At 70.3% G+C, this 17,020-nt stretch carries 16 protein-coding genes; 8 read left to right on the top strand and 8 right to left on the bottom strand.

The features are described 5' to 3' along the window. The first annotated feature begins 31 nt into the window (after nt 1–31). Nucleotides 32–919, top strand: a complete 888-nt coding sequence (gene serB, locus AB5L97_RS09280) for a phosphoserine phosphatase SerB (protein ID WP_369047272.1) — start codon at nt 32–34, stop codon at nt 917–919. Between the two features lie 120 nt (nt 920–1,039). Here the strand turns inward: serB and AB5L97_RS09275 are convergent, their stop codons facing one another. Together AB5L97_RS09275 and AB5L97_RS09270 are read right to left on the bottom strand one after the other, a co-directional pair. Further along, a complete protein-coding gene (locus AB5L97_RS09275) occupies nt 1,040–1,783 on the bottom strand; it encodes an SDR family oxidoreductase (protein WP_369047271.1) in 744 nt (247 codons plus the stop codon). 140 nt (nt 1,784–1,923) lie between these two features. Beyond that, the gene (locus tag AB5L97_RS09270; RefSeq protein ID WP_307956441.1) at nt 1,924–2,649 is read right to left on the bottom strand and encodes a beta-ketoacyl-ACP reductase; all 726 of its coding nucleotides are present in this window, start codon (nt 2,647–2,649) and stop codon (nt 1,924–1,926) included. 148 nt (nt 2,650–2,797) lie between these two features. On the opposite strand from AB5L97_RS09270, the gene AB5L97_RS09265 reads away from it, so the two are divergent. Genes AB5L97_RS09265 through AB5L97_RS09250 form a run of 4 tightly spaced genes read left to right on the top strand, consistent with a single transcriptional unit; the run spans nt 2,798 to nt 4,963 of the window. Then, nucleotides 2,798–3,286, top strand: a complete 489-nt coding sequence (locus tag AB5L97_RS09265; RefSeq protein ID WP_369047270.1) for a DUF3099 domain-containing protein — start codon at nt 2,798–2,800, stop codon at nt 3,284–3,286. Between the two features lie 11 nt (nt 3,287–3,297). Beyond that, nucleotides 3,298–3,525, top strand: a complete 228-nt coding sequence (locus tag AB5L97_RS09260; RefSeq protein ID WP_369047402.1) for a hypothetical protein — start codon at nt 3,298–3,300, stop codon at nt 3,523–3,525. After that, nucleotides 3,525–4,481, top strand: coding sequence for an SURF1 family protein (locus AB5L97_RS09255; protein ID WP_369047269.1), 957 nt, complete (start codon nt 3,525–3,527; stop codon nt 4,479–4,481). Before AB5L97_RS09260 ends, AB5L97_RS09255 begins: the two co-directional genes overlap by 1 nt. After that, the gene (locus AB5L97_RS09250; protein ID WP_369047401.1) at nt 4,478–4,963 is read left to right on the top strand and encodes a YbaK/EbsC family protein; all 486 of its coding nucleotides are present in this window, start codon (nt 4,478–4,480) and stop codon (nt 4,961–4,963) included. The genes AB5L97_RS09255 and AB5L97_RS09250 overlap by 4 nt, the downstream gene beginning before the upstream one ends. 77 nt (nt 4,964–5,040) lie before the next feature. On the opposite strand, the gene AB5L97_RS09245 is transcribed toward AB5L97_RS09250, so the two are convergent. The 4 genes from AB5L97_RS09245 to fdh are packed head-to-tail and all read right to left on the bottom strand — an operon-like array spanning nt 5,041 to nt 11,698. After that, nucleotides 5,041–6,642, bottom strand: a complete 1,602-nt coding sequence (locus AB5L97_RS09245; RefSeq protein WP_369047268.1) for an ABC-F family ATP-binding cassette domain-containing protein — start codon at nt 6,640–6,642, stop codon at nt 5,041–5,043. 42 nt (nt 6,643–6,684) lie between these two features. Beyond that, nucleotides 6,685–7,623 carry an NrfD/PsrC family molybdoenzyme membrane anchor subunit gene (nrfD, locus tag AB5L97_RS09240; RefSeq protein ID WP_369047267.1) on the bottom strand — a complete coding sequence of 313 codons (939 nt, stop codon included), beginning with the start codon at nt 7,621–7,623 and terminating at the stop codon, nt 6,685–6,687. After that, entirely contained in the window at nt 7,620–8,438 is an 819-nt protein-coding gene (locus tag AB5L97_RS09235; protein ID WP_307956447.1) for a 4Fe-4S dicluster domain-containing protein, read from the bottom strand. The genes nrfD and AB5L97_RS09235 overlap by 4 nt, the downstream gene beginning before the upstream one ends. Next, nucleotides 8,435–11,698 (bottom strand): formate dehydrogenase, encoded by a 3,264-nt coding sequence (gene fdh / locus AB5L97_RS09230; protein WP_369047266.1) that lies wholly within the window; start codon nt 11,696–11,698, stop codon nt 8,435–8,437. The genes AB5L97_RS09235 and fdh overlap by 4 nt, the downstream gene beginning before the upstream one ends. A 327-nt stretch (nt 11,699–12,025) precedes the next feature. Here fdh and AB5L97_RS09225 point away from each other — a divergent pair, with 327 nt between their 5' ends. Genes AB5L97_RS09225 through AB5L97_RS09215 form a run of 3 tightly spaced genes read left to right on the top strand, consistent with a single transcriptional unit; the run spans nt 12,026 to nt 14,133 of the window. Then, nucleotides 12,026–12,646, top strand: coding sequence for a biotin transporter BioY (locus AB5L97_RS09225; protein ID WP_369047265.1), 621 nt, complete (start codon nt 12,026–12,028; stop codon nt 12,644–12,646). A gap of 3 nt (nt 12,647–12,649) precedes the next feature. Beyond that, on the top strand, nt 12,650–13,510 hold the full coding sequence (locus tag AB5L97_RS09220; RefSeq protein ID WP_369047264.1) for an energy-coupling factor ABC transporter ATP-binding protein: 861 nt from the start codon (nt 12,650–12,652) through the stop codon (nt 13,508–13,510). Further along, entirely contained in the window at nt 13,510–14,133 is a 624-nt protein-coding gene (locus tag AB5L97_RS09215; RefSeq protein ID WP_369047263.1) for an energy-coupling factor transporter transmembrane component T family protein, read from the top strand. Before AB5L97_RS09220 ends, AB5L97_RS09215 begins: the two co-directional genes overlap by 1 nt. Before the next feature lie 226 nt (nt 14,134–14,359). Here AB5L97_RS09215 and AB5L97_RS09210 read toward each other — a convergent pair whose 3' ends face one another. Both AB5L97_RS09210 and AB5L97_RS09205 read right to left on the bottom strand, forming a co-directional pair. Continuing rightward, nucleotides 14,360–15,598: a thiolase family protein gene (locus AB5L97_RS09210; protein WP_369047262.1), complete on the bottom strand. Its 1,239-nt coding sequence runs from the start codon at nt 15,596–15,598 to the stop codon at nt 14,360–14,362. Then, nucleotides 15,579–16,988: a class I adenylate-forming enzyme family protein gene (locus AB5L97_RS09205; protein WP_369047261.1), complete on the bottom strand. Its 1,410-nt coding sequence runs from the start codon at nt 16,986–16,988 to the stop codon at nt 15,579–15,581. Before AB5L97_RS09205 ends, AB5L97_RS09210 begins: the two co-directional genes overlap by 20 nt. Nucleotides 16,989–17,020: the final 32 nt, after the last annotated feature.

The following is a 17,020-nucleotide window of genomic DNA, read 5'->3' as shown; positions in this document are numbered from 1 at the left end:
TGCATTCATGCGGCGGATAGACTCTGGGCTTATGCCAGCACACTTCGCCGCCGTCCTCCATGCCCCGACGCTCGACGCCCGCGCGGCCTCCGCCGCGGCGCGCGCCCTCGAGGGTCTCGGCGCCGTTGTGGGGCGCTTCACTGCGCCTGCTGCGGCGCGCGACGAGACGCGCTACGCGGTCCTCGCTGCAGAGGTGACGCTCGACGGCGGCCAGGCCACCGCCGCGCGGAACGCTCTGGCCGCGCTGGGCTTCTCCGCGTCGCTCGTCCCCGTCGAGGTGCGAAGCACGGGGCGCAGGCTCCTGATCATGGACGTCGACTCGACCCTGATCCAGCAGGAGGTCATCGAGCTGCTCGCCGACTACGCGGGCAAGCGGGAGGAAGTCACGGCCGTGACCGAGGCGGCGATGCGCGGCGAGCTCGACTTCGCGCAGAGCCTGCACGCGCGCGTCGCGACCCTCGCCGGGCTACCCGAGGACGTCATCGCGAAGGTGCGGGACGCCGTCGTGCTCTCACTCGGCGCCGAAGACCTCATCGAGGCGTTCCACGCCGCGGGACACGTGGTGTGCGTGGTCTCGGGCGGGTTCAACCAGATCCTCACCCCGCTCGCCGAGCGGCTCGGCCTCGACCACTGGCGCGCGAACGAGCTCGAGGTGGTCGACGGGACACTCACGGGCAAGGTGCTCGGCGACGTCGTGGACCGCGGGGTCAAGGAGCAGATGCTCCGCGAGTGGGCTGGGAAGCACGGCATCCCGCTCGAGCAGTGCATCGCCGTGGGCGACGGCGCGAACGACCTCGACATGCTGGGCGCCGCGGGCCTCGGCATCGCCTTCAACGCGAAGCCCGCCGTCCGTGCGGCGGCAGATGCCGCGATCGACCTTCCGTACCTCGACGTGGTGCGCCACCTCGCGGGGGTCTGAGCCGCGCCAAGAGACCCCACAACGGCCCGCCAGAGACCCCGCAACGCAGCCGGCTGCGTTGCGGGGTCTCTGGCGCCTACTTGTGGGGTCTCTGGCGCCTACTTGCGGGGTCTGGGGCTCTTAGGCCTCGAACTGCTGCGCGCCGCCGACCAGCTCGGTGTGGCCAGTCTCGACGTCGGCCGTGGCCATCTTGGCGACCTCGGCGGCGAACTCCTCGACCGAGTAGAGCTTCCCTGCCGCCTCCCGGCGCGCCTCGATGGCACCCGGCTCGGCGCGGTCGAGAAGGGTCGCCGTGATGGTGCCCTCGATCATGTCACCGGAGACGACGACGAACGTGATCCCCTTCTCGCTGAGCCACGGGATGAGCTCGCGGAGCGCAGTCTCTCCCGCACGCTTCGAGCGGGCCACGGGCTCGTAGGCACCGATCGTCTCGACCGTGTCGATGAAGTGCGCCTGGTGGCTCGTGACGAACACCACGCGGGAACCTGGCTTCATGCGCTCGGCCGCGGCCTTGAGCATGGCGATCTGGGCGTCACGGTTGAGGCGCAGGGCGTAGTCCTCGCCGAGGCCCGACTCCATGCCGCCCGAGGCGTTGAGGACGAGCACGTCGAGTGAGCCGAAGGTGTCGATGGCCGCCTGGGCCAGGGCGTCGACGTCGACCTGTTTCGTCAGGTCGCCGCCGACGGCGATCCCGCGGCCACCGGCCGCCTCGATCTCAGCCACGACCTTGTTGGCCCGCGGCGCCTTCTGGCGGTAGTTGACCACGATGGCCGCACCCTCGCCTGCCAGCAGCTTCGCGGTCGCGGCGCCGATGCCCCGCGATGATCCGGTGACGATCGCGGTCTTGTTGTCCAGAAGTCCCATGCGAGCTCCTCATTTCCGATCAGGATTTGTCTGATCAGGCCAAAATGTCAGTGACTGGTCCCCATCATGCCAGCACAAGCCGGGCCGAGTCGTTGTCGGAAACCTCCAACGGGCCCGATGCCAGCCCGGACGGTGGAGGGTCAGTGGCCCATCCCGAGGCCGCCGTCCACGGGGATGATCGCGCCCGAGATGTAGGAGGCCTCGTCGCTCGCGACCCAGCGGACCACGTTCGCGACCTCGTCGGCGTCGGCGAAGCGGCCGGCGGGTACCCGGGAGAGGTAGTCCTTCTGCGTCTCCTGCGGGAGCTCGGCCGTCATATCCGTATTGATGAAGCCGGGGGCCACGACGTTCGCCGTGATGCCGCGCGAGCCGAGCTCGCGGGTGAGCGAGCGGGCCAGCCCCACGAGGCCGGCCTTCGACGCCGAGTAGTTGATCTGCCCCGGGGCGCCGTACAGGCCGGAGACTGAGGAGATGAGGACCACGCGGCCCTTGCGGAGGCGGATCATGCCCTTTGAGGCGCGCTTTACCACGCGGAAGGCGCCCGTGAGGTTCGTGTCGAGGACAGAGGTGAAGTCCTCCTCGCTCATGCGCAGGAGAAGCGTGTCCTTGGTGATGCCGGCGTTCGCAACGAGCACCTCGACGGGGCCGTGGGCCTCCTCGACTGCCTTGAAGGCGGCATCGATGGACGCCTCATCCGTCACGTCGGCCTGCACGCCGAGGATGCCCGCCGGCAGCTCGGACGGGGTGCGGTACGTGACGGCAACCTTGTCGCCGTTGGCGAGGAATGCCTTGGCGATCGCGAGGCCGATGCCGCGGTTGCCTCCGGTGATGAGGACGCTGCGCGGGGACGGGGCTTCCGGGCTCACTGGCGCTCCTAGGATCGTTGGGGGGCGCCGCGGGTCGGCGCCGGTTCTGGGTGAATCCTAGCCAAGGCTCCGGCACCATCGCGCGGAATCGCTCAGATTCGGCGGTCCACAGGCCGGAGTGGAACAATGGAGGGTGCTTGGGAGTGTGATGACGAAAGATCCTGAAGGCCGCAAGACCGGCGCAGCCGGCGATGAGTATGCCGACGACGGCGCTGCTGAGAGCGCCCCGGGCGATGCAGAAGTCCACAGCATCACCTCGGCCGCTCCCGGACACAGCGTGGACATGCACCAGCGAATGGTCCGGTACTCGCTCGCGATGGGCATCCGCGTGGTCTGCATCATCGCCCTGTTCTTCCTCGACGGCTGGTTCAAGCTCATCGCCGTGGCTGGAGCCGTCTTCCTGCCGTGGATCGCGGTGGTGATCGCCAACGCGCAGACGCAGACCGAGTCGTTCGACAGCGAGCTCGTTGACCACGTTTCCTACGGCGAGCTCGGGACCGGCTATCTCGAGGACGACGACGCCGGAGGCCCCGAGACGATCCAGGGTGAGATGGTCGACGACGAAGCGACCGACGACGAGCGGGACGACAACGCGCCGAACGACGGCAGGACCGACCCGAAGACGGGTGCCGCGTGAGTCTCTTCAGCATGCTGCCCAGCGAAGGCGGCGAGACTCCCGAGGTACCGATGTGCTCCCGCAAGGGCTGCCGTGACAGCGCCCAGTGGAGGCTCCTGTGGAACAACCCCCGCATCCACACCCCCGAGCGCCGTAAGGTCTGGCTCGCGTGCGGCGAGCACCGGGACTGGCTTGAGGACTACCTGCGGACGCGCATGCTCTGGCGGGAGACGCTCCCGTTCGAGGAGGTGCACGGCTGATGTACCGCTTCCTGGTGTCCCGTCGCTGGCTCACGTACTTCGGGCTGGCCATCGTGTTCGCGATCGCCTGCGTCCTCCTGAGCCGGTGGCAGATGGCGCGCCTCGATGAGGCCAAGGCGAACATCGACCTCGTGACCCGCAACTACGACGCGGCCCCGGTCCCCTTCGCCCAGGCCGCGGGTGACTTCGTCTCGATGCCCACCGAGAGCGAGTGGAAGCAGATCGAGCTGCGCGGCTCCTACGACATCGCCCAGACCCGCGTGGTCCGGAACCGGCCGAACTCGGGCCAGCCCGGCTACGAGGTCGTGGTCCCGTTCCGGCTCGACTCGGGGCAGACGGTCGTCGTGGACCGCGGCTGGCTCCCGATCGGCAACAAAGAGGCGGGCCGGCCCGATGCGGTCCCAGCCCCTCCCGCGGGGCCAACGACCGTCGTCGTGCGTCTGCGCCCGAGCGAGCCCGCGCTCGACCGGGGGGCGCCCGAAGGACAGCTCGCCTCCATCGACCTGCCGGGGTTCGCCCAGCAGCTGCCCTACCCGGTTCTGGCCGGGGCGTACGGGATGCTCGCGAGCGAGAGTCCCGCGCCCGCGCAGACGCCAGCGTCCCTGCCGAAGCCGCAGCCGGACGAGGGCATGCACCTCTCCTACGCCCTGCAGTGGCTCGCGTTCGCCGTGCTCATGTTCATCGGGTTCGGCTACGCGGCGCGCCAGCAGGCGAAGAACGATGCCATCGACGCAGCCGCCGAGACGGCGGCTGCCGCAGCGGCAGCCGAGCTCGACGATCGCGAGCCAGCCGACGCGGGCACGAATGATGGCGCTGCAGGGTCCTCCCGCGAGGACGCGCGCCGCGCCGCGAGCGAGGCCGCCGCGCGGGCCGCGCGGTTCGAGCCCAGGAAGAAGCGCCGCCCGACGACCGAAGAGGAAGAGGACGCCATCCTCGACGCCCAGGGGTTCCACTGACGGCGGGAACGGCGGCAGGCGACCGGCCCGCCGTCGACCGCGTCAGGGCGGCCCTCGTCGCTGCCGGGCTGCCGGACACTGTGGTGACGTTGGAGGACGACGTGCCGACCGCCGCGGCGGCCGCCCAGGCGCTGGGCTGCGAACTGGGCGCGATCGCGAACAGCCTCGTCTTCGAGCACGACGGCGCGCCCCTCCTCATCCTCGCGAGCGGCGCAGCGCGCGTGGACACGAAGCTCGTTTCGCGCGCACTCGGAGGGAAGGTGCGCCGCGCGTCACCCGAGTTCGTGCTCGAGCACACGGGGCAGCGCGTGGGCGGCGTCGCGCCCGTGGGCCATCCAGAGCGGCTCCGTACGCTCATCGACGTCCATCTGGCCGGGTACTCGCTGCTGTGGGCGGGGGCCGGAGACCATCAGTCGATGCTCTCGATCAGCTACGCTGACCTCACCCGGGTCACGGACGCCGAGGCGCTCGCCGTCCGGTAGGCCCGGTGGTTGAGCCCACGCACGGTTGAGCGCTGTCGGTGTAGAGCGCAGTCGGCGCTGAGCGCCGTCGAACCCTGTCAGGCCAGCGTAATGAGGTCGAGGTAGTCGGCGCTCCACAGGTCCTCGACGCCGTCCGGGAGCAGCACGACACGCTCCGGATTGAGCGCCTCGACGGCGCCCTCGTCGTGGCTGACCATGACCACGGCACCCTTGTAGGTCTTGAGGGCGCCGAGGATCTCCCGGCGGCTCGCGGGGTCGAGGTTGTTGGTGGGTTCGTCCAAGAGGAGGACGTTCGCGCTCGAGGCCACGATCGTGGCCAGGGCCAGGCGCGTCTTCTCACCGCCGGAGAGGACCCCGGCCGGCTTGTCGACGTCGTCGCCCTGGAACAGGAACGAGCCGAGGATGCCGCGCACATCGGCGTCGCCGAGGTGGTCCGGGGCGGCGCTGCGCATGTTCTCGAGCACGGATCGGCTCGTGTCGAGGGTCTCGTGCTCCTGGGCGTAGTAGCCGACCTTGAGCCCGTGCCCGGGGATGACCTCGCCGGTGTCCGGCTTGTCGACGCCGGCCAGCATGCGCAGGAGCGTCGTCTTGCCCGCACCGTTGAGACCCAGGATGACCACGCGTGAGCCACGGTCCACCGCGAGGTCCACGTCGGTGAAGATCTCGAGCGAGCCGTACGACTTCGAAAGTCCCTCGGCCGTGAGCGGCGTCTTGCCGCACGGCGCGGGCTCCGGGAAGCGCAGCGCGGCCACGCGGTCGGAGGTCCGCTCTTCAGCAAGGCCCGCAAGCATCCGCTCCGCGCGCTTGGCCATGTTCTGTGCCGCGACGGCCTTCGTGGCCTTCGCCCGCATCTTGTTCGCCTGGTCGAGGAGGACGGCTGCCTTCTTCTCAGCGTTGGCGCGCTCGCGGCGTCGTGCCCGTTCATCGGTCTCGCGCTGGGAGAGGTAGCGCTTCCAGCCCATGTTGTAGACGTCGATGACCGCGCGGTTCGCATCGAGGTGGAACACCTTGTTCACGGTGGCCTCGAGGAGCTCGACATCGTGCGAGATGACGATGAGGCCGCCCTGGTGGGCCTTGAGGAAGTCGCGCAGCCACATGATCGAGTCGGCGTCGAGGTGGTTGGTGGGCTCGTCGAGGAGCAGCGTGTCGGCGCCCGAGTAGAGGATCCGCGCGAGCTCGACGCGACGGCGCTGGCCTCCGGAGAGGGTCCGCAGGGGCTGGTTGAGGATGCGGTCCGGGAGCGCGAGGTTGGCGGAGATCGCCGCGGCTTCGGCCTCGGCCGCGTAGCCGCCGCCCGCGAGGAACTCGGACTCGAGCCGGTCGTAGCGTCCCATGGCCTTGCGCTGGACTTCGGCGTCATCGCTCGCCATGTCCGTCTGGGCCTCGCGGAGCCTCCGCACGACGACGTCGAGCCCCCGCGCGGACAGGATCCGGTCACGCGCGAGCTGCTCCATGTCAGGGGTGCGCGGGTCCTGCGGCAGATAGCCGATCTCCCCCGTCCGGGTCACTGTTCCGGCGGCCGGCAGACCCTCGCCCGCGAGAACACGCGTCAGCGTCGTCTTGCCCGCACCGTTGCGGCCCACGAGCCCGATCTTGTCGCCCTTGTCGATCCGGAAGCTCACCTCATCCATCAGCAGGCGAGCGCCAGCGCGGAGTTCGAGGTTCGAGACAGTGATCACGTCGGGGAGAGCCTTTCGGGGGATGCGGCCCGGATATGGGCCTCACCCCATGGTATCGGCCCCGACCGCCGCCTCCTGACGCGCCGCGAGCCGCTCACGCTGCGGCACGACGACGTACTTCGGGTCGCGCGTGGATGCGCGGCCAGCCTCGAAGAAGCCGAACCGCAGGAGCGCGGAGCCCGCGGCCACCGCGAGGCCGGACAGCGTGCTCACTCCGCGCGACGACCGTCCCCCCAACGCGAGACCCACGGCACCGCCCACCGTGAAGGCCTTCGACAGGCGCAGGAGCACGCCGGCGCGGCCCTCGTGGAGCGTCTCGGCCGAGAGGTTGCCGCTCCGCTCCACCGCTACGCTCAGCGCGATCTCTGCTGCGGCCCCGCCGATCGCCATGCGCCGGGCGGGCTGTCCCTGCGCAATGGGAGCAAGCGCCGCCGCGAGGCCCCCGGCAGACGCGGCCGCACTGCTCGCGAAGACAAAGGGCAGCCGCTCGTGGGCGTCGTGCCAGGTCGGCACCGCGGTGTCGGCGAGGAGCACGGCCGTGTACGTCGCAACGGCGGACCCCGTGATCCCCGCACCGATCCCCGCGGCCTTCCCGGCCCGCGGGAAGATTCCGAGGACGTTGGCGGCCGCGGTCGCACCGGCGAGTGGACCGTAGGCAGACAGGATCCACGAGCCCACGCTCATCGGCGAGGTGGGCTTGGCCACCCGAAGCATGTTGACGAAGCGCTCCGGCCGACCGAGGTCATGGACGAGGGCAACAACAGACGCGGAGATGGCCGCCAGCGCCGTGAGCTTCGCGCTGCGTTCGAGCCCGGGCCGGTCCGTGTGCTGCGCGCCCGCTGCGAGGATCGAGGACGCTCCTGCAAGGCCGCCCGCGAAGATGTAGCCCGCGATGTCGAGCGCTTGCCACGTCGGCTCCTTGAGGATCGGCCTGCCGTAGTACGAGGTGAACTCCTCGGTGCGACCGCGGCGCGGGCTCACTTCCTGGCTCCCCAGAAGACGAGCGCGGCGCCTGCGAGGAGGCTTGCCGCGGCACCGGCGGCACGCTTCCACATCGCCGGCAGGTCACGCGTCGTGACGATCGGGTCCGGTGGCAGTCCGTAGGTCTCGGGCTCGTCGAGCAGGAGGAAGAACGCGCCGTCGCCCCCCACGCCGTCCTCCGGGTCGCGGCCGTACAGCTGGGCCCCTTCCTCGCCGCGCTCGTGCAGCTCCTCGAGCCGCGCGTCGGCTCGCTCGCGCAGCTCGTCGAGCTCTCCGTACTGGATGGACTTGGTGGGACAGGCCTTCGCACAGGCCGGTTCCTCGCCCGCGCCGAGCCGGTCGTAGCACATCGTGCACTTGAAGACGCGCCCGTCCTCCTTGCGCTGGTCTATGACGCCGTAGGGACACGCGGACACACAGTAGCCGCAGCCGTTGCAGACGTCCTGCTGCACCACGACCGTCCCATGCTCGGTCCGGAAGAGGGCGCCCGTGGGGCACACGTCGAGGCACGCCGCGTGGGTGCAGTGCTTGCACACGTCCGAGGACATGAGCCATTTGACGCCGTCGTGCGCCGAGGGATCGGTCGCTGGCACCTTCTGCTCGATGAAGGCGACGTGCCGCCATGTGTCGGCACCGAGCGACGAAGTGTTGTCGAAGGACTCCCCGGTCAGCTTGAGCGACGTGTCGGCGGGGATCTGATTCCACTCCTTGCACGCCACCTCGCACGCCTTGCACCCGATGCACAGGCTGGTGTCGGTGAAGAATCCCTTGCGGGGAACCCCGATCGTGGGCATCCCCAGTTGCGTGGTGCTCATGCCTTGACTCCCTCGTCGCCTGTGTGCGTGTCGATGCCCGTGTGCTCGTCGATGCCGGCGCGCCGGCGGTACTCCTCGACCAGTGCTGGCAGGGAAGGCCCACGCGGCCGGCGACCAGGGCGGATGTCCACCGTGAGCGCCTTGACCTCCTGGATATGGGCATTGGGATCCATCGCGATCGACGAGAGCTCGTTCATCGCGTCTCCGCGCGTGAGGCCGTTCGGCCCCCAGTGGTACGGCATGCCGATCTGATGGAGGGTCCGGCCGTGCACTCTGAGCGGCTTCATCCGCCCGGTCACGAGTACCCGAGCCTCGACGGCCCCCCGAGCGGAGATGAGCGTGGCCCATCCCTTGTTGGTGAGGCCCCGCTCAGCGGCGAGCTCGGCCGAGACCTCGCAGAAGGCTTCCGGCTGCAGTTCCGCGAGATACGGGAGCCACCGTGTCATCGCACCGGCGGTGAAGTGTTCGGTCAGACGGTACGTCGTCAGCACATACGGGTAGACGTCTGCGCCGCGCTCGCCGCCACTGGGATGGTAGCGGTTGCCCTCGCGGGGCATCAGCTTCCGCACGGGGTTGCGCCGCTGCGAGTACAGCGCGTTGGGGAACGGCGACTCCTGCGGCTCGTAGTGGACCGGCATCGGCCCGTCGACCAGTCCGGCCGGGGTGTACAGCCACCCCTTGCCGTCGGCCTGCATGATGAACGGGTCGACGCCGGAGATCGCCTCGACACCGAGCGCGCCCTCGGCCGGACGATACGATGGCGGCTTCGTCGGTTCGAAGTCGGGCACGTCGTCACCCGTCCATCTGCCGGCGTCCTCGTCCCACCAGATGAGCTTCTTCCGCTCGCTCCACGGACGACCCTCGGGGTCCGCCGAGGCCCGGTTGTACAGCTCCCTGCGGTTGGCCGGCCACGCCCAGCCCCACTCCCGGCTCGAGATGCTCTGCTCAGTGTGCGGCTTCCGCCGCGCCGCCTGGTTGACGCCGTCGGCCCTGCACCCGCAGTAGATCCAGCACCCGCACGACGTCGACCCGTCGTCCTTGAGCTCGGTGTAGGCGGACAGCGGCGTGCCGTCCGCCTTCCTTCCGTTGATCTCGGCGAAGACGGCGTCGGCATCCGGATCGCCTTGACTCCCGACCGTCGGGTAGTCCCACGCGAGGTCCAGCAACGGTCGGTCCGCCGGATCCACCGAGTCCGCGAGAAGGCCGCGGATCCGATTGCCCAGGTGCCACATGAACCACAGGTCGCTGCGACGGTCGCCGTCGGGCTCCACCGCCTGATCGTGCCACTGGACCAGCCGGTTGGTGTTGGTGAAGCTGCCGCTCTTCTCAGTGTGCGAGGCCGCAGGGAAGAAGAACACCTCGGTCCCGATGTCCTGCGTCTTCATCTGGCCTGTGGCGATCTCGGGGCCGTCCTTCCACCACGTCGCGCTCTCGATGAGGGAGAAGTCCCGCACCACGAGCCAGTCCAGCTTGGCCATGCCCGCGCGCTGCAGGTGGGTGTTGGCCGAGCCGACGGCTGGGTTCTCGCCGAGGAGGAAGTAGCCCTTGCACAGGCCCTCAAGCTGCGCGGCGACCGTCTCGTAGGTGCCGTGGCTCCCCGTGATGCGGGGCAGGTAGTCGAAGCAGTAGTCGTTCTCCGCCGTTGCGGCGTCCCCCCAGTAGGCCTTGAGCAGGCTGACCATGTACGAACGCATGTTGGCCCAGAAGCCGCGCTCCGCCGAGTCCGCCTCGACATAGCCGTCGAGGTCCATGTGCTGCTCGGCGTGGGGCATCGGCAGGTAGCCGGGCAGGAGGTCGAAGAGCGTCGGGATGTCGCTCGACCCCTGAATGCTCGCGTGCCCGCGCAGGGCCATGATGCCGCCGCCCGGGCGGCCGATGTTCCCCAGCAGCAGCTGCAGGACGGAAGCTGACCGGATGTACTGGACGCCCGTGGTGTGCTGAGTCCACCCCACGGCGTACGCGAACGCCGTGGTCCGTTCGCGCCCTGAGTTGGCGGTGATCGCCTCCGCGACCTCGGCGAACAGCTCCCGCGGCACCCCGCAGACCTCTTCGACCATCTCCGGCGTGTACCGCGCGTAGTGGCGCTTGAGCGTCTGGAAGACGCACCTCGGGTCCTGGAGCGTCTCGTCCCGTCGCCAGTCGCCGCGAAGCGAGGGACCTCCGGAGCCGTGTGAGTGTCCATGCCCCGACTCGCCGAGCGTCGTGCCGCTCTCGTGCGCCTGGGACTCGCGCTCGCCGGAGGAGGCTGCGACGTCGGCACCCTCGTACTGCCAGGTCTGCTGGTCGTAGTTGGGCCCCTCCGGATCGAAGCCGGAGAACAGCCCGTCGAGGTCTTCGGTGTCCCGGAAGTCCTCCCGCAGGATGGTGGCCGCGTTGGTGTAGTTGACAACGTACTCGCGGAAGTACGCCTCGTGGGTCAGGACCCAGTTGATGAGGGCACCGAGGAAGGCGATGTCCGTTCCCGCCCGGATCGGCACGAAAGTGTCGGCAAGGGCGCTCGTGCGGGAGAACCGCGGGTCGATGTGGATGATCTTCGCACCGCGTTCCTTGGCCTCCATGACCCATTGGAATCCGACCGGGTGGGCCTCGGCGAAATTGGATCCCTGGATGATGATGCAGTCCGCCCGCTGGAGGTCCTGCAGATAGGTGGTCGACCCCCCGCGGCCGAAGCTCGTGCCGAGCGCGGCGACGGTCGAGCTGTGGCAGACACGCGCCTGATTCTCGACCTGGACGACGCCCAGCGCCGTCAGGAGCTTCTTGATGAGGTAGTTCTCTTCGTTGTCCAGCGTGGCGCCGCCCAGGCTCGCGATGCCCATCGTGCGCCGCGTCCGAACATCGTGGGCCTCCCACTCCCACGTGTCCCGGCGGGTGTCGACGACGCGCTGGGCCACCATGTCCATCGCGGTCTCGAGGTCGAGGCGTTCCCAGTCCGTCCCGTACGGCCGGCGGTAGAGCACGTACTTCTCCCGTGCGTCGCCCGTGGTCAGCTGGAGCGACGCCGATCCCTTGGGGCAGAGCCTGCCCCGGCTGATCGGAGAATCGGGGTTCCCTTCGATCTGGACGACCTTCTCGTCCTTGACATAGACCCGCTGCCCGCAGCCGACCGCGCAGAAGGGGCAGATCGAGTCGACGACGCGGTCGGCCGTCTCGATGCGTGCGGTGAGCTCCTCCGTGGCGCGCGACTTGGCCGCGTGATGCCGGCCCGTCGGGTCATGCTCGAGGAATTGCCGCAGAACCGGCCACTGCAGCGGACTTGCCATGGGAGACCTCCCGAGTCGCGGACCGCCACCGCCTGATGTGCATCGCCATGATGCACATCACACAGCGCACGGGAGCCATACTAGCCCCGGCCTCCCACTGCCCCGCCAGACCTGTAGCCAATCAAACACCTGCGGCTTACGCGGGCACTTCCGGCAGGGTCAGGTCTCCTGATGGCCCCGGGCAGGCGACTTGTCGGCAGCGACGGAGTTGTAGATGTGCACCAACGCGGGAGCCCCGTGCCTCGTGCCGTGCCGACAAAATGGCTGCCAGCAGCGGCGCGTAGCGTTCAGAGTCAGAATGAGTGTGCAGCCCGTCCAGGAGGAACCATGAGCCAGAAGAGCGCGCCCGCCGGCGAGGGCACCGCGGCCCCGCGCCGTCAGTGGGATGCCCGATCCCTCGCCCTCATCGCCGTCTTCGCCGCCCTCATCGCGGCGTCCGCGCTGGTCCCCGGCATCCCGGTCGGCTCGTTCGGCGTGCCGATCACTCTCCAGACCCTCGCCATCATGCTCACCGGCCTGGTGCTCGGTGCAGGCCGCGGGGCGGCAGCTGTCGGCCTCTACCTGGTCCTTGCCTTCGCCGGGCTCCCGATCTTCTCGGGGGGCCGCGCCGGGCTTCAGGTCCTCGCGGGCGGCTCCGGCGGATACATCGTGGGCTTCCTCGTGGGCGCCTTCGTCCTGGGTCTGGCCGCGCAGTTCGTCATCAGGCGCTTCTCCGCCAGGCGCCGCGCACTGTGGTTCTTCCTCGCCGCGACGCTTGTCCTGGTCGTGGTGGTCCACGGGCTCGGCGTCCTCGGCATGATGCTCAACCTCAAGCTCTCGTGGAACGCCGCCTTCCTCGCGGACCTCGCCTACTACCCTGGCGACATCCTCAAGAACATCGTCGCCGCCATCGCCGCCACCGCCGTCCACCGAGCGTTCCCGGACGTGCTCGTCCGCCGCGTCAAGTAGCCCATGGCGGCCATCCAGCTTGACGACGTCACCGTCGCCGTTGCCCTCGACGCCCCCGATGCCGGGCCTTCGCCGCGGCCCGCGTCCAAAGTGCTTCTCGATCGCATCCAGCTGTCGCTGACCGAGGCGCGCATCGCCGTCGTGGGCGCGAACGGTTCGGGCAAGTCGACCCTCCTGCGGCTGCTCAACGGCCTGGTCGAGCCGACGGCGGGTGCCGTGCGCGTCGACGGTCTCCACACCGTCCGGGACGGGCGCGAGGTGCGCCAGCGCGTCGGTTTTGTGTTCACCGACCCGCTCTCGCAGCTCGTCATGCCCACGGGCAGGGAAGACGTCGAGCTCTCCCTGCGCCGACGCCACCGCTCGCGCTCCGAGCGGTCCGCCGCGGCGCAGTCTGTCCTCGACCGGTTCGGCCTCGGCGCGCTCGCCGACCAAAGTGTCTACGAGCTCTCGGGCGGCGAACGGCAGCTCATGGCCCTAGCGGCCGTGCTCGCCGTGGAGCCGGACGTGCTCGTGCTCGACGAACCCTCCACCCTCTTGGACCTGAGGAACCGCGAGCTCCTGCGCCGCACGCTTGCGGGCCTGCCGCAGCAGGTCATCCTCTCGACGCACGATCTCGATCTCGCGCTCGATGCCGATCGCGTCCTCGTCGTCGAGCACGGGCGGATAGCGTTCGACGGCGCCCCCGCGGCGGCGGTCTCGTTCTACCGTGCGCTGTGCGCGGCGGATGCGACACCCGTCCGTTCAGCCGACGGTGATCAGGCGCGCGGTCATCACGCGCGCGTCGATCCGGCACGGGTCGATCCGGCACCGCTCGATCCGGCACCGGTCGATCCGGCGGGGCGCACGACGGCGGGTGGCAGCTGATGCGTTCGAGGGACTCCGGCGGGCTGCTGGTCGGCTACGTGCCGGGCCGCTCGTGGCTGCACCGCGCGCCGCTGTGGGCCAAGTTCGTGGGCGTCGTGGCCGCGGGAGCGGCAAGCTTTGTCCTGCTCGACTGGCGTGTCTCACTACTCGCGCTTGGCGCTGTGGTCACTGCGTGGCTGTCCGCCGGGCTCGGCATCCGCCGGCTGGTCGCGTCATGGAAGCTCGTGGTGCCCCTCGCTGCAGTCCTCCTCGCGTTCCAGTGGTGGCAGCAGGGGCCGGCAACCGCAGCCCGGATCGTGGCCAATCTGCTCCTATGCTTCGTGGCTGCCGGCCTGCTCACCGCGACGGTCCCGCTGCGGGATCTGCTCGACGGCGTCGCCGCCCTCGCGCGCCCCTTCCGGCGCTTCGGTGCGGACCCGGAGCGGTTCGCGCTCGCAATCGCCATCATGATCCGCAGCATCCCCGTCCTCGCCGGTTCCTTCGCGGAGGTGGGTGACTCCGCGCGCGCCCGCGGCCTCGAGCGGAGCGTGCGGGCCCGCACCGTGCCCGTGGTGCTCTCCGCCGTGGCCTATGCACGCCGCACCGGCGACGCCCTCGCCGCCCGCGGCCTCGGCGACGACTGACCCAGCACCCCTGGCCTTCCCTCCCCCTTTTCCGTTGCGGGGTCCCTGGCGGAGCGTTGCGGGGTCCCTGGCGGAGCGTTGCGGGGTCCCTGGCGGAGCGTTGCGGGGTCCCTGGCGGAGCGTTGCGGGGTCCCTGGCGGAGCGCTGCGGAGTCCTGTGCGACGCGAACCGCCGCCAAGGACCCCGCAACAGGTCGCCAGAGACCCCACAACGGGAGGTGGGGCGGCTAGAGGCGGACCGATTCGAAGAGGGCTGCCGTGCCGATGCCTCCGGCCGAGCTGATCATGGCCAGGCACAGCGAACCCTCGGGAAGCGACTGGGCACGGGCGAGGAGCCTGACCACGGACACGGCACCTGAGGCGCCGTAGGCGTGCCCGAGCGCGAGGGCGCCGCCCTCGGTGTTGAGCACGGCGTCGAGGGACGCGCCGCGCAGCCCCAGCCGGTCCGTGCACGCGAGGACCTGGCCCGCGAACGCCTCATTGAACTCGACGGCCCTCAGGTCACCGATCGCGATCCCTGCACCCGCAAGGAGCTTCTCCACGGCCGCCGCCGCGCCGAGTCCGAGCATCCGAGGGTCCACGCCGACGGTCTCGGCGCCGAGGAACGCGAGCGTGGCCCGGCCGAGCAGGTCTACGAGGCCTGCTGCGGCCTCCCGCGTCGCCACGAGTACGCCGGCCGCACCGTCGGCATCGAAGCACGAGTTGCCGGCCGTGACCGTTCCGCCGTCGACAAAGGCCGCGGGGAAGCGCTCGAGGATCCGCCCATCGAGCTTGGGCCGCGGGCCGTTGTCTGCCCGAACCCAGCTCCCTTGGGAGTCTCCGCCCGCGCGCACGGGGACCAGTTCGCCGTCGAACGTCCCCGAAGCGGCCGCCGCGAGGGCGCGCGCATGGCTGCGGAGCGCGAGCGCATCCTGCCGTTCGCGGGAGATCCCGGCCTCGCGCGCCACGGTCTCGGCGGCATAGCCCATCTCGGGATCGTCGGCCTCGGGCTCGCCATCAGGCCCCACGCCGAGCCCTGCAGGAGCGTGCTGGGCGCGGCGGTAGAACTCGACGGAGCCGTCGGGCTGCCGCCGCCCGCGCACCGGTGCGGTGCTGATCGACTCCGCTCCCCCGGCGAGGAACGCCTCGCCTGCGCCGGCCTGGGCCAGACGGCACGCAAGGATGACCGCATCGAGGCCCGAGCCGCACTGCCGGTCCACGGTCAGGCCCGGAAGTGCCTCGGGCAGCTCGGCCGTGAGCGCCGCGAGCCGCGCGAGATTCCCACCGCCGCCAGCGGCATTGCCCACAACGACGTCGGCGAGCAGCGACTCGTCGACGCCGGTCCGGTCCACGAGGGCCCGCAGCACCGGCGCGAGGAGCCCGTGCACGGGCACCCCTCGCAGGAGCGTCCCCGCACGGACTATCGGCGTCCTCAGCCCCTCGACGACGAGAGGCCCGCCCGGCAGGCTACGCAAGCGCTCGGGCACGCGAGTCCCCCTCGAGCACCCAGCGCTGGAACTCCCGCCGTGAGACCTTCCCGCGTTCGGTCACGGGCAGCTCATCGAGCTCGAGGTACTGCAGCGGACGCTTGGCGGGCGGGAGCCGTCCCTCGAGCCCAGCCCGGACCTGCGTCTGGCAGAGCCCCGCATGGGAAGGGACAATCCCCGCAACCACCCGTTGCCCGCGCACGTCGTCGGGGATGCCCGTCACGACCACCTCGGCGACGCCGGGAAGCATCCCCAGGGCCGCCTCGACCTCGTGGGGATAGACGTTGTGGCCGCCCGTATTGATCATGTCCTGCGTCCTGCCGAGCACGTGGAGCTCGTCACCGTCGAGGAACCCCTGGTCGCGGACCGTGAACCAGTCACCGAACCGGATGAAGGCCTGGCCGTCGTCGCCCCACACATACCCGTTGGATACGAGGTCGCTGCGCACGGCAATGTTGCCCGTCTCGCCGCCGAGCACCGGCTGGCCCGCGTCGTCGAGAATGGCGAGGCTGACGCCGTCGAACGCACGCCCGACGCCGGTCCCCACCTCAGCGGGCCCGGTGCCAGGATCGTGCCGGCTGGCCGCGACGAAGCTGAGCTCCGAGGCGCCGTAATACTCCCAGAGGACGGACTGCGGCGCCCAGCGCCGCACGGCCTCGAGCGTACGCCGGTCGAGCTTCTGGCCCGAGCACACAACGGCGCTGATGCCGCTCGCATCGACATCCCCGGTGAGGCCGCGCTCGGCGAGGACCCTCAGCATCGTCGGAACGAGCACGAGGCGGGTGATCCCGCGGCGGCTGATCTCGGCGTGGGCATCTGCCACGTCGAACGAGGGAAGCGTATGGAAGGTGGCGCCCGCCCACAGGCACTCGGAGAGCGTGTACAGGTTGAGGCTGGCTGAGAGCGGCCCAGGCGCTAGGACACGGTCCTCGGGCGAGAGGCGGAAAGCCGCCGCAGACGCCTCGAAGGAGCGGACCCAGGAGCCGCGGGACCGGCTGAACGCCTTGGGCACGCTCGTGGTGCCGGAGGTCAGGCCCACCAGGAAAGTCGACTCCAGAGCGCCGTCGGCGAGCTCCTCGGGGCCGAGCCTGCCCCCAACCGTGGTGCCCCACCGGTCCGCGAGGCGCCGTTCGACGTCGTCCGCAAGATCCCGCGGCCAGGCCGGGTCGAGCACGGCGCACTCCCGCTCCCCCGCGACGCCCGCCGCCCAGCGCGCCGCGAAGTCCACGCTGTTCCCTGCGCGCAGGACGGCGGTCGGCTCCCCCGAGCGGGCCAGGGCCGCGGCGGCGTCGTGCAACTGCACCCATGAGAGCCGATCATCTCCGCAGACCACTGCGGGCTCGTGCGGCTTCTGCGCAGCCCACCGCGAGAGACGGTCCAGAAAAGGCATCCCCCCAGTCTATCGGCGCGGTTCCCTCCGCC

It is taken from the genome of Sinomonas sp. P10A9 (assembly GCF_041022165.1).
In the GTDB taxonomy this organism is placed as follows: Bacteria; Actinomycetota; Actinomycetes; order Actinomycetales; family Micrococcaceae; genus Sinomonas; species Sinomonas puerhi.
This window is presented reverse-complemented; position numbering and strand designations above follow the sequence as displayed.